Source organism: Duganella hordei (assembly GCF_040369125.1).
GTDB lineage: Bacteria > Pseudomonadota > Gammaproteobacteria > Burkholderiales > Burkholderiaceae_D > Rugamonas > Rugamonas hordei.
The window spans coordinates 80,753-93,321 of the sequence record NZ_BPWI01000017.1; the positions used below are offsets into that span (position 1 = coordinate 80,753).

General features: G+C 65.4%; 10 protein-coding genes. 5 read left to right on the top strand and 5 right to left on the bottom strand.

The window, feature by feature from the left end:
• Positions 1–108 precede the first annotated feature (108 nt).
• Together ABWW33_RS27650 and ABWW33_RS27655 are read left to right on the top strand one after the other, a co-directional pair.
• Entirely contained in the window at positions 109–963 is an 855-nt protein-coding gene (locus tag ABWW33_RS27650; RefSeq protein ID WP_353404655.1) for a sensor histidine kinase, read from the top strand.
• A complete protein-coding gene (locus tag ABWW33_RS27655; RefSeq protein ID WP_353404656.1) occupies positions 905–1,528 on the top strand; it encodes a response regulator in 624 nt (207 codons plus the stop codon). The genes ABWW33_RS27650 and ABWW33_RS27655 overlap by 59 nt, the downstream gene beginning before the upstream one ends.
• Positions 1,529–1,533: 5 nt before the next feature.
• Here the strand turns inward: ABWW33_RS27655 and ABWW33_RS27660 are convergent, their stop codons facing one another.
• Positions 1,534–2,220: a hydrolase gene (locus tag ABWW33_RS27660; RefSeq protein ID WP_176651523.1), complete on the bottom strand. Its 687-nt coding sequence runs from the start codon at positions 2,218–2,220 to the stop codon at positions 1,534–1,536.
• Between the two features lie 109 nt (positions 2,221–2,329).
• Here ABWW33_RS27660 and ABWW33_RS27665 point away from each other — a divergent pair, with 109 nt between their 5' ends.
• Positions 2,330–2,962: a response regulator gene (locus ABWW33_RS27665; protein ID WP_353404658.1), complete on the top strand. Its 633-nt coding sequence runs from the start codon at positions 2,330–2,332 to the stop codon at positions 2,960–2,962.
• 5 nt (positions 2,963–2,967) lie between these two features.
• Here ABWW33_RS27665 and ABWW33_RS27670 read toward each other — a convergent pair whose 3' ends face one another.
• From ABWW33_RS27670 to ABWW33_RS27680, 3 genes are all read right to left on the bottom strand, one after another.
• Positions 2,968–5,316, bottom strand: a complete 2,349-nt coding sequence (locus ABWW33_RS27670) for a glycoside hydrolase family 31 protein (protein ID WP_176651525.1) — start codon at positions 5,314–5,316, stop codon at positions 2,968–2,970.
• 125 nt (positions 5,317–5,441) lie between these two features.
• Positions 5,442–5,960: a CPBP family intramembrane glutamic endopeptidase gene (locus ABWW33_RS27675; protein WP_353404659.1), complete on the bottom strand. Its 519-nt coding sequence runs from the start codon at positions 5,958–5,960 to the stop codon at positions 5,442–5,444.
• Between the two features lie 74 nt (positions 5,961–6,034).
• Positions 6,035–7,570, bottom strand: coding sequence for a PAS domain-containing hybrid sensor histidine kinase/response regulator family protein (locus ABWW33_RS27680; protein ID WP_353404660.1), 1,536 nt, complete (start codon positions 7,568–7,570; stop codon positions 6,035–6,037).
• Between the two features lie 216 nt (positions 7,571–7,786).
• On the opposite strand from ABWW33_RS27680, the gene ABWW33_RS27685 reads away from it, so the two are divergent.
• Positions 7,787–9,715 carry a TOL_0244 family TonB-dependent receptor gene (locus tag ABWW33_RS27685; protein WP_353404661.1) on the top strand — a complete coding sequence of 643 codons (1,929 nt, stop codon included), beginning with the start codon at positions 7,787–7,789 and terminating at the stop codon, positions 9,713–9,715.
• Between the two features lie 9 nt (positions 9,716–9,724).
• Here the strand turns inward: ABWW33_RS27685 and ABWW33_RS27690 are convergent, their stop codons facing one another.
• A complete protein-coding gene (locus tag ABWW33_RS27690) occupies positions 9,725–10,057 on the bottom strand; it encodes a hypothetical protein (RefSeq protein WP_353404662.1) in 333 nt (110 codons plus the stop codon).
• A 234-nt stretch (positions 10,058–10,291) separates the two neighbouring features.
• Between ABWW33_RS27690 and ABWW33_RS27695 the strand changes: the two genes are divergently transcribed.
• Positions 10,292–12,523, top strand: a complete 2,232-nt coding sequence (locus ABWW33_RS27695; RefSeq protein WP_176651530.1) for an NADP-dependent isocitrate dehydrogenase — start codon at positions 10,292–10,294, stop codon at positions 12,521–12,523.
• Positions 12,524–12,569: the final 46 nt, after the last annotated feature.

The following is a 12,569-nucleotide window of genomic DNA, read 5'->3' on the forward strand; positions in this document are numbered from 1 at the left end:
GGTGCCGGAACCGGCCGCTAAGCCAGAGCCGTCCGGCCCCTTTCGTATAAGCGCGCGGGTGTCGCGGCGCAGCATAATAGCTGCATCCTCTCTACACCAAGATGCGACATGTCCTCCGAATTACCGCTCATCGATGTCCTGGCGCGGCGCAACGCGCAACTGGAACACAGGCTGCGGATGGCCGAGCAGGAGCTGGCGCGGCTGGCGCGCATCACCGCGATGGGCGAATTTGCCGCCTCGCTGGCGCACGAGGTCAGCCAGCCGCTGGCCGCCATGATGCTGAACGCCGAAGCCGGCCTGCACCACCTGGAACAACAGCGGACGGAAAGCGCCTGCGACGCCTTCAAGATGGTGATGCACGCCGGCGCCGCCGCCGGCGGCGTGCTGCGCAGCATACGCGGCATGGCCGCCAACGCTCCCGCATCCCCCTCGCTGTTCGCGCTGGACGAGGCCGTGCTTGAGGTGCTGCGGCTGCTGCGCGGCGAGCTGCACAAGCACCGCGTCGAGGTCCGCACGCAGTTCGGCCTCGGCCATGGCCACGCCTTGCAGCTGCATGCCGACCGCGTGCAGCTGCAGCAGGTGATGATGAACCTGATCCTCAACGCGATCCACGCCATGAGCGGCGTCGAGCGCGCGCGCCTGCTGCTGGTGCGCACCGCGCTGGCCGACGACTCGGGCACCGTGCGCCTCAGCGTCGAGGACAACGGCGCCGGCATCCCCGCCCATATCGCCGGGCGGCTGTTCGAGCCGATGTTTTCCACCAAGCCCGGCGGCATCGGCATCGGCCTGGGCATCTGCCGCGCCATTGTCGGCGCGCACGGCGGCCGTATCTGGAGCGCTTCGCGCCAGCCGCACGGCACCGCCTTCCATGTCAGCCTGCCGCCCCACCACAAGGAACTCCACCATGGACACCATCTCCATCCTGATCGCCGACGATCATCCGCTGATACTTGCCGGCCTTGAGACGCTCATCAACACCATGCCGGAATGCCGGCTGGTCGGCCGTGCCGCCAACGGCGTGCAGGCCGTGGCGCTGTTCGAACAGCAGCGGCCGCAAGTGGTCGTCATGGACCTGGGCATGCCGGAAATGAACGGCGTCGAGGCCATAGAGCGGATGCGCCGGATCGACGCCGACGCCAACATCATCATCCTCACCACCTACCAGGGCGACGAGGATGTGCATCGCGGCCTGCGCGCCGGCGCCCGCGCCTATCTGCTCAAGGACAGCGGCTTCGCGCAGTTGTCGGCCTGCATACGCACCGTGGCGGGCGGCCGCACCTTCCTGCCGCCGGACGTGGCCGCCAAGCTGGCGCAACGGCGCGAAACCAGCCGCCTGTCCAGGCGCGAGCTGGAGATCCTGGCCCACATGGCCACCGGCAAGAGCAACAAGATGATCGCCCGCAGCGCCGACATCGAGGTGGGTACGGTGAAATTCCACGTCAATAATATTTTGGCCAAGCTCAACGTGGCAAGCCGCACCGAGGCCGCCACGGTGGCGGCCAGGCGCGGTTTGCTTGGCGTGTTCTAGCGAGCTTACTTGGCGGGCACGGGCGCCAGCGTCTCGTGGCTGCCGGTGATGCGCTGCGGCGCCTTGTGCACCATCGTGTACGCATAATCGACACCCATGCCGTAGGCGCCGGAGTGCTCGCGCACGATGGCCATCACGGCATCATAGCTGTCGCGGTGGGCCCAGTCGCGCTGCCATTCCAGCATCACCTGCTGCCAGGTCACCGGCACCACGCCGGCCTGGATCATGCGCTGCATCGCGTAGTCGTGGGCTTCCTTCGAGGTGCCGCCGGAAGCGTCGGCCACCATGTAGATTTCATAGCCGCCTTCGAGCATCGCGCACAGTGCGAAGCTGTTGTTGCAGACTTCGGTCCACAGGCCGGAGACGATGACTTTCTTCTTGCCGTTGGCGGCCAGCGCGTCGCGCACTTTCTGGTCGTCCCACGAGTTCATCGACGAGCGTTCCAGGATGGGCTTGCCAGGGAATACGTCCAGCAGTTCCGGATAGGTGTGGCCGGAGAACGCTTCCGTCTCGACGGTGGTGATGGTGGTCGGGATATTGAACACCTTGGCGGCCTTGGCCAGCGCCACGGTATTGTTTTTCAACGCCTGGCGGTCCATCGATTGCACGCCGAACGCCATTTGCGGCTGCTGGTCGATGAAGATCAGCTGGCAATTGGTGGGCGTCAATACTTCTAATTTCGGGTTCATCATGATGGCTTCCATTCTTGGTTAAGGGTGAGGACTGCTGCATCCATGGTAGGCCCTGCCCGCGATGAAAACCACTATCTAAATATATAGCCGGCTTGCTATAGTACGTCCCGTGCCCACCGAATCCCTCCCCATCCGCGTCCTGATCGCCGACGACCATGCCCTGCTGCGCGAAGGCATAGCCGGCTTGCTGGGCGCGAGCGCCGGCATCGAAGTGGTGGCCCAGGCCGCCGACGGCCGCGAGGCGCTGGAGCTGTACGCGCGCCACCGTCCGGACGTGACCTTGATGGATCTGCAAATGCCGCTGCTGAACGGCTTCGACGCGCTGGCCGCGATCCGCGCGGCAGACGGCGCGGCGCGCGTCATCATGCTGACCACCTTCAGCGGCGACGCCCATATCGCCCGCGCGCTGGACGCCGGCGCGATGGGCTACCTGCTCAAGGGCGCGCTGCGCGTCAGCCTGGTGGAGGCGATCCGCGCCGTGCACGCCGGCCAGAAATACATCCCGGACGAGGTCGCGCGCGAGCTCGACGCCTGGTTCGGCTCGGAAACGCTGTCGGCGCGCGAGCTGGCCGTGCTGCGCCTGGTGGCGTCGGGCCACTCCAACAAGGAGGCCGCCGCGCGGCTGGCGATCAAGGAAGAAACCGTCAAGGCCCACGTCAGCGCGGTGCTGGCCAAGCTGGGCGCGCGTGACCGCACGCATGCGGTCACCATCGCCATCAAGCGCGGCATGCTCGAGGTCTGAATCCCCTACTTCGCCGGCGCGGCAAGTTTTACCAGGCCCGGGGCCGCCTTGACCAGCGCGGCGTCGCCGCCGCTGGCGCTCAGCTTGCCTGCGGCGTCGTCCCACTTCAGCAGCGTCACGCTGGACTTGCCGTGCTCGTAGTCGTAGCTGACGCCGTCGTCGTCGTACAGGCGGAACTGGCCATCCTTGCCCGGATAGACCTTGATCTGCGCGATCGCCTGCTTGCTGGCGGTCGACTGGATGTCGGCGCCGACCGGCACGATGGAGCCGGCCTTGACGAACACCGGAATCTGCTCGATCGGCGCGGCCACCTTGATCCAGCGTCCGCCGCTGACCTTTTCGTTGGTCCAGTAGTTGTACCAGTCGCTGCCGGCCGGCAGGTAGACGTCCTTCTCGGTCTGGCCCTGCTCCGTCACCGGCGCCACCAGGAAGGCGGGCCCGAACATGTACTGGGTGCCGATGTTGGCGACGTTGGCGTCGTTCGGGAAGTCCATCCACAGCGGACGCATGAACGGCGCGCCGGTGTCGTAGGTGGCCTTGGCCTGGCTGTAGATGTACGGGATCAGCTGGTAGCGCAAGGTATCGTAGCGCGCCATGACGGCCTCGGCCTGCTTGCCCACCGACCAGATGTCGGTTTGCTTGCGCTCGCCGTGCAGGCGCAAGGTCGGCAGGAAGGTGCCGTACTGGAACCAGCGGGTCAGCAGCTCCGGATAGTCGTGGAACTGGCCGACCACGTCGCGCGCGTCGGACGGATCAAGCAACGGCGCCTTGGTGGCTTCGGTCGTCGACGGCAGGCCGTGCCAGCCGCCGATGTCGTTGCCCCAGTAGGCGATGCCGGAGGCGGTCATGTTGAGGCCGGTCGGGATCTGGCGCGCCAGCGCTTCCCAGCTCGGATCGACGTCCGACGACCAGAACAGCGCGCCGGTGCGCTGCGAGCCGAGGTAGGCGGCGCGCGACAGGATCAGCACGCGCTTGTTCGGCTTCCACGCGCGCATGTTGTCGGCCATGCCTTCGACGTGCATCAGCGGAAACAGGTTGTGGTAGCGGTCGCCGGAGCCGATCGCGTAGAAGGCGCCGTCCGGCACCAGGTCCGGCTCGGTCTCGTCCAGCCATGGGTAATCGAAGCCCTTGGACAGGATGTTGTCGCGCGCCTTTTCCCAGAACCACTGGCGCGCGGCCGGATTGGTGGCGTCGATCAGGCCGCCGGTGCGGTCGGAGCGGAACGGCAGGCCGTCGACGCTCTTGCCCTGCGTGTCCTTCAGCAGATAGCCCTTGCTGTCGAGCTCGTTGAAGTAGCGGCCGGAGGTTTCATAGCGCGGCCAGATCGAGATGATCGATTGCATGCCCATGTCGTGCAGCTGCTTGTTCATCGCCACCGGATCGGGGAACTGCGCCGGGTCGATGTCCATCTGGCCCATGCGGGTCCAGTAGAACCAGTCCACCACCATGACGTCGAGCGGATATTTTTTCTGGCGATAGGTATTGGCCACGCGCAGCACTTCCTGCTGGCTGTCGTAGCGCGCCTTCGACTGGATCAGGCCGAACGCGGCCTTGGGCGGGATCGGCGTCTTGCCGGTCAGGCGCGCGTAGCCGGCATACAGTTCCTCCGGCGTGGCGCCGGTGATCACGAAGAAGCTGACGCGTTCGCCCACGTTGGACTGGAAGCCGGTGCGGCCGTTGACGCCGGCGACGAAGCGGGTGGCGGACGGATTGTCCCAGACGATGCCGTAGCCCTTGGACGAGACCATGAACGGCACGCAGACGGCCTCCCCCGCCGGCGCGTCGTACCAGTGCTGGCAATCGAGCACGCGGCCGCGCAGGTCCAGCGGTCCCAGCGATTCCTGGTTCTGGCCCATGCCGTAGTAGTGCTCGTCGCGCGGCGCGGCGAACGATGCGCCCACCTGATAGGTTTTCTCGGTGTTGACGGTGTGCGGCGACATTTCCCAGCCGGTCATGCTGAGCACTTGCTCGCCCTTGGCATTGCTGACCTGCAGGCCGACCGGCGCCAGCGACGACGCGAAATACTTTTCGCCCTGGCTGGGCACGCGCGGCGGCGGCGCCGGATTGACGCGCAGCGTCATGCCGGCCGAGGTGAAGGTGTCGCCGCCGGCGGCCGCGCTGTGGCGGAAGGCGCCGTTGTCGCTATTCTTGGGGAGGATGCCGAAGCCCGGCCCTTTCAATACCTCGGCCTTGTCGGCCGCGATGGTCACGTGGATGACGTTGGGGCCGTAGGCTTCGATGGATACATAGGCGCCGTTGCGGTCGAGCGTGGCAAGCGGGGCGGCGATGGCAGGCAGGGCTGAAGCCAGGGCCAGCGTCAGCGCCTGGCGAGGCGTGGAATGAAGCAGTCTCATGATGTCTCTCTTGGAATGACGCGACCGCGCCGCGGCCGCATTTTGTCGAGCATGCATTGTGCTGTCTTGCCGCCGGGCCGGCAATTGTGAAAATCACCAAGGCCAGACATGTTTCTGTACAGGTCCTACTGCAGGCGCTGCCAGACGGCGAAGCTGTTGCCGGCGATGTGCATCAGCATCGTCGGATAGAGCGAGCCGGTGCGCCAGCGGCAGACGCCGTAGAACAGCGCGTCGATGCCGATCAGCAGCATGCCGCGCCAGTCGTACTGGAAATGGAGCAGAGCGAACACCAGCGCCGACACCGCGATCGCCGCAGACGGTCCCCTGGCGCGCCGGACCCGGCCAAACACCAGCCCGCGGAAAAACAATTCCTCGGCGACGGGATAGATCGCCGCGATGAAGGCGATGCGCGCCAGCAGCGCGGCGCCGTCGTACTTGCCGCGCCAGGCGCCCGTTTCGTCGGGCACGCCCAGCAGCGGGCCGGCATATTCCATCAGCACGCTCAGCGCGGCAAAACCGAGCAGCCACAACAGCGCGGGCCGGGCCGCGGGCGGCTGCAGGCCGAGGTCGGCGTCCGCCCGCAAGTGCATGCGGCGCGCGCCCAGCGCGGTGAAGCCGATGAGCGCCACCGGTGTAATAGCCATGAGGAAATATGGATGCATGCCGAAATATAAACCATATACCCATGGTTCGGCACCAGTCCATCGAAAAAAGCCCTTTAGCCGGGCTGCGCCGCGCCGAGTGTCTTGATGAGGTCGCTAAGCCGGTAAGGCTTGGCGATCAGGTCGAAGTTATCGGCGGACGCTTTGCCGCCCTCCAGCGCGGACTGGTTATAGCCCGACGCCAGGATCACCCGGATGGCGGGGAATTCCTGGCGCACGATGTGCGCCAGGTCGACGCCGCTCATGCCGGGCATCACCACGTCGCTGAACAGGATGGCGATGTCGGCATGGCGGCGCAGCGTCTCCAACGCCTGGAGGCCATCGTTGGCCGACAACACGTCGTAGCCCAGATGGCTGAACAGGCCGATCGCCGTCTCCAGCACATCCGGCTGATCGTCCACCAGCAGCACCTTTTCCGCCGCAAACTCGTGGCTGGCAGCGAGCCTGTCCACCGGCAGTTCGACGGCCGGGAAGTACAGCTCGATGGCCGTGCCTTCGCCCACGCGTGAATCGATCTTCAGGCCGCCCTGGCTTTGCTGCGCCAGTCCATATACCTGGCTCAGCCCCAGCCCGGTGCCCTTGCCCACCTCCTTGGTGGTGAAGAACGGCTCGACCGCGCGCAGCTGCGTTTCGGGCGACATGCCTTCGCCGGTATCCCTGACCACGACCCGCACGTAGGCTCCCGCCGGCAGCTGCTCGACCTCGCCGGCCTCCAGCTGCACGGCCGCCGCGTCGACCTGCACCACGCCACCGTCGGGCATGGCGTCGCGCGCGTTGACCACCAGGTTCAGCAACGCCGCTTCGAACTGGGTGACATCGATCATGGCCGGCAGTACTTCCGGCTGCAACCGCAGTTGCAGCCGCATGCCGCTCGGCACAGCGCGCCGCAGCACAGCCTCGAACGAGCGGATGATGCGGCCGATGTCATGCGTCTCCTGCAGCAGCGGCTGCTGCCGCGCGAACGTCAGCAGCTGCTGTATCAGCGAGGCGCCGCGTTGCGCCGCCCGCTCCATCGTGTCCAGCGTCTTGGCGCGGATCGCCGGATCGGGCGCCACCCGCAGCAGATCGAGGCCGTTCATGACGACATTGAGCAGATTGTTGAAATCGTGCGCGATGCCGCCGGTGAGCTTGCCGACCGCCTCCAGTTTCTGGGATTGAAACAGCACCTCGCGCGCGCGCTCCAGCTCCTCGGCGGCGTTGCGCCGCTCGGTGATGTCGCGCGTGATCTTGGTAAAGCCGAGCAGTTCGCCCGCGTCGTCCCGGATCGGATCGAGCACCACGCTGGCCCAGAACCGCGTGCCGTCCTTGCGCACGCGCCAGCCTTCGTCCTCGAACTTGCCCGACGTGCGCGCCAGTTCGAGCGCCCGCGCGGGGCGGCCCCGTGCCTGCTCCTCGTCGGTGTAAAACACGGAAAAGTGGCGGCCGATGATTTCCTCGGGATGGTAGCCCTTGAAGCGCTGCGCGCCGGCGTTCCAGGTGACGACGACGCCTTCCGGCGACAGCGTGTAGATGGCGTAATCGGTGACGCTGACGATGAAGTGGCGGAAACGCTCGGCTTCGACATCCACAACGGACAAGCTGTTTTGCTGCATGACGATCCTTAATCCCGGGTAAAGCGGTGTTCTCTGCGATAGATTCTACGTGAGAAGCCATCACGGCCCGGAAAAGCGCGGCCTCAATCGTTCGTCCTGGACAAAGCGCGCTGAACGTCCAAATACTTTTCATTACCGTTGTTTATGCTACACAACTATGCAGTCCCCGCGATGCCTGACAGTATAATTTTTTCAGGGTTGCTACCAAGGAAAAGTATGCGCGATAACTGCATCGGTCTGGTATTTGCGATGACAGCGGTGGCCGTGAGCCCGGCCACCGCCGCCCCGGGGGATGCCATGCCGACGGTGGCCGAACTGGCTAATCTGTCGCTGGAGCAACTGGGCAACGTGATCATCACGTCGGTATCGCGCCAGGCCGAGCGGCTCGGCGACACCCCGGCCTCGGTGTACGTGATCAGCGCCGCCGACATCCGCCGCAGCGGCGTGCGCTCGATACCCGAAGCGCTGCGCCTGGCGCCCAACCTGCAAGTGGCCAAAACCGACGCCCGCAACTATGCGATCACGGCGCGCGGCTTCAACAATGTGCTCGAGAACAAGCTGCTGGTGCTGATCGACGGCCGCAGCATCTACAGCCCGCTGTTCTCCGGCGTGTTCTGGGATGCCCAGGACGTGGTGATGGAAGACATCGAACGCATCGAGGTCATCAGCGGACCGGGCGCCACCATCTGGGGCGCCAACGCCGTCAACGGCGTCATCAACATCATCACCCGCGGCGCGCGCGACACCACCGGCGGACTGGCCAGCGCCGCCGCCGGCGAGCACCAGCGCGACGGCGCGCTGCGCTACGGCGGCGCACTGGGCGAGGACGGCCACTACCGTGTCTACGGCAAGAGCATGCAGGCCGACGACACCTACAACGCCAAGGGCGTCAACACCGTCACCGGCTGGCATCGCGCGCAGGCCGGCTTCCGCGCCGACTGGCAGCGCGGCGACACCGGCGCGACCGCCTCGGGCGACGTCTACCACGGCCAGCTGGGCCAGCTCGGCACGCCGAACATACGGATCGCCGGCGCCAACCTGCAGGGCAGCGTCACCCGCAAGCTCGACGGCGACGCCAACCTGCGCCTGACGCTGACCCTCGACCATACCGAACGCAACCAGCCGAACGCCTACGAGGATCACCTCGACACGGTGGACCTGGAGCTGCAGCACGGCACCCGCATCGGCGACAGCCACATGCTGGTGTGGGGCGGCGGCTACCGCTATGCGTGGGACACGGTGGCCAACTTCAAGTACGGCTTCCTGCCGGGCAACCTCAATCTGCACTGGGGCAATGTGTTCGTCCAGGATGAAGTCACGTTGGCGCCGGGGCTCAAGCTGACCGGCGGCGTCAAGTACGAGCATGACAGCTACAGCGGCGGCGACTACCTGCCCAGCCTGCGGCTGGCCTGGAATCCGGCGCCGGACAGCCTGCTGTGGAGCGGCCTGACGCGCAGCGTGCGGGCGCCGTCGCGCTTCGACCGCGACCTGTACATACCGAGCACGCCGCTGATCGTCGCCGGCAAGCCCTTCTTCATCCTCGGCGGCGGCCCCGCCTTCCAGTCGGAAGTGGCCAGGACGGCCGAGCTGGGCTACCGGGCGCAGCCGAGCCCCGAATGGTCGTACTCGGCGACCGCCTACCACACCGACTACACGCGCCTGCGCACGATGGAGCCGCAGCCGGCCGGCAGCGGCGCGGGGGCGCGGTTCAGCAACATGGGCCAGGGCACCGTCAGCGGCGTGGAAGCCTGGGGCGTCTGGCAACCGCTGCCCACCTGGCGCGCCAACGCCGGCCTGGTGCTGCAGCGTGTGCACACCAGCCTGCTGCCCGGCAGCAAGGACGCCGGCGGCAACGATGGCCTGGCCACCACCGATCCGGCCCGCCATTGGCTGCTGGGGTCGTCGCTCGACCTGAGCGAGCGCCTGACGCTGGACCTGCACCTGCGCCACAACAGCAGCCTGCCGAAACCGTCGGTGCCCGCCTATACCGAGCTGAACATGCAGCTGCTGTGGCGTCCGCGCGCCGACATCGACGTCGCGCTGATCGGCCAGGACCTGCTGCATCCCAGCCATGTGGAATATGGCGACGTCAACCGCAGTGTCTTCGAGCGTACCGTGCTGCTCAAGCTGAGCAAGCGCTTCTGAGCGCCGCCGCTATTGCTCCGGGACCGGCGTGCGCGGCCGCGAGCGGCGTTCGGGGAACGGGAACGCCACCACTTCGCCCCACGCCGCGCAGGCGGCAATCAGCTTGAGCGCCGCCATCTTCTCGGCGAACCCCACCTCCATGGCCTGGGCCAGGGTCTTTTCCCGGGTCGGCAGTTCGGTGGTGAACAGGCCGTCTATCGCCAGCATCCGCAGGCCGCGGATTTGCAGTTCGCGCGCGATGGACTCCTGGCTTGAACTCTCGGCAAGCACGTTGCCGCCGGCGCTGAGCGTCATGTGCAACACGCCGTCACGACGCGAAAACACCACTTCTGCGGTCTGCATACTCTTTCCCCTGTAAAACTCTTTGACATCGATGCAACTATATTGCCACCGAGAAATTACAAGCGTGTGACAGCGCCTGCGCCGCGCGCCAAAGCGGTGCAAACGGCCCTAGGTGTAGCGGATTCCACCACAATTAGGCGGAACAGTCTAAAATATGCACTTGGGCAAAGAAGGCGGCAACGCCGACACACACCAGTTAACCATCAGGCAACGACCGCATAAGAGGGAATCAGCATGGCAACACAGAAATCAAAAATCATCTACACACTGACTGATGAGGCGCCCCTGCTGGCGACTTATTCCCTGCTACCAATTATCAAAAAGTTCACCGCGCCGGCAGGCGTCGACGTGGTTGCCAGCGATATTTCCGTGGCGGCCCGCGTGCTGGCCGAATTCCCGGAATTCCTGACCGACGAACAAAAAGTACCGAACACCCTGGCCGAACTGGGCGCACTGACCCAGCTGGCGGACACCAACATCATCAAGCTGCCGAACATCAGCGCCTCCGTTTCCCAGCTGGTGGCCTGCGTGCGCGAGCTGCAAAGCCGCGGCTACAAGCTGCCGGACTATCCGGAAGATGCCAAGACCGACGCCGACAAGGCGCTCAAAGCCCGCTACGGCAAGTGCATCGGCAGCTCGGTCAATCCGGTGCTGCGCGAAGGTAACTCCGACCGCCGCGCACCGAAGGCGGTCAAAGAGTTCGCCCGCAAGAACCCGCACTCGATGGGCGAATGGAGCCAGGCTTCGCGCACCCACGTCTCGCACATGCACCATGGCGACTTCTACCACGGCGAAAAATCGCTGACCTTGACCCAGGCCCGCGACGTCAAGATGGAACTGCTGACCACGTCCGGCAAGACCATCGTGCTGAAGCCGAAGGTTTCGCTGCAGGCCGGCGAGATCATCGACAGCATGTTCATGAGCAAGAAGGCGCTGCTGGAGTTCTACGAGAAGGAAATCGACGACGCGTTCAAGACCGGCGTGATGTTCTCGCTGCACGTCAAGGCGACCATGATGAAGGTGTCCCACCCTATCGTGTTCGGCCACTGCGTGCGCATCTTCTACAAGGAAGCGTTCGCCAAGCACGCCGCGCTGTTCGATGAACTGGGCGTCAACGTCAACAACGGCATGGCCAACCTGTACGAGAAGATCGAAAAGCTGCCGGCGTCGCAGAAGGAAGAAATCCTGAAGGACCTGCACGCCTGCCACGCCAACCGTCCGGAACTGGCCATGGTCGACTCGGCCAAAGGCATCACCAACTTCCACTCGCCGAACGACATCATCGTCGACGCGTCGATGCCGGCCATGATCCGCATCGGCGGCAAGATGTGGGGCGCCGACGGCCGTCCGAAGGACGTCAAGGCGGTCATGCCTGAATCGACCTTCGCCCGCATTTACCAGGAGATGATCGGCTTCTGCAAATGGCATGGCAACTTCGATCCGAAGACCATGGGCACCGTGCCCAACGTCGGCCTGATGGCCCAGCAAGCCGAGGAATACGGCTCGCACGACAAGACCTTCGAAGTGTCCGAAGGCGGCATCGCCAACATCACCGACCTGGCCACCGGCGAAGTGCTGCTGACGCAGACGGTTGAAGAAGGCGATATCTGGCGCATGTGCCAGGTCAAGGACGCGCCTATCCGCGACTGGGTCAAGCTGGCCGTCACCCGCGCCCGCAACTCCGGCATGCCTGCCGTGTTCTGGCTGGACAGCTATCGTCCGCACGAGAACGAAGTGATCAAGAAGGTCCAGGTCTACCTGAAGGACCACGACACCAAGGGCCTGGACATCCAGATCATGTCGCAGACCCGCGCCATGCGCTACACGCTGGAACGCGCCTTCCGCGGCCTGGACACCATCTCGGTGACCGGCAACATCCTGCGCGACTACCTGACCGACCTGTTCCCGATCCTGGAGCTGGGCACCAGCGCCAAGATGCTGTCGATCGTGCCGCTGATGGCCGGCGGCGGCATGTACGAGACCGGCGCCGGCGGTTCGGCACCCAAGCACGTCAAGCAGCTGGTGGAAGAAAACCACCTGCGCTGGGATTCGCTGGGCGAGTTCCTGGCCTTGGCCGTGTCGCTGGAAGACATGGGCATCAAGACCGGCAACGCCAAGGCCAAGATCCTGGCCAAGACGCTGGACGAAGCCACCGGCAAGCTGCTGGACAACAACCAGTCGCCATCGCCGCGCACGGGCGAGCTGGACAACCGTGGCAGCCACTTCTACCTGTCGCTGTACTGGGCGCAGGCGCTGGCCGCGCAAAACGACGACGCCGAGCTGAAGGCGCACTTCGCGCCGCTGGCCAAGGCGCTGGCCGAGAACGAAGGCAAGATCATCGGCGAGCTCAAGGATGTGCAGGGCAAGCCGATGGACATCGGCGGCTACTACTACCCTGATCCGGCGAAAACCGCGGCGGTCATGCGTCCAAGCAGCAGCTTCAACGCGGCGCTGGACACCATCTAACGCAGACGCCTGGCGTTCTCGTCAGCGGAAGGGCGGCCAACTGGCC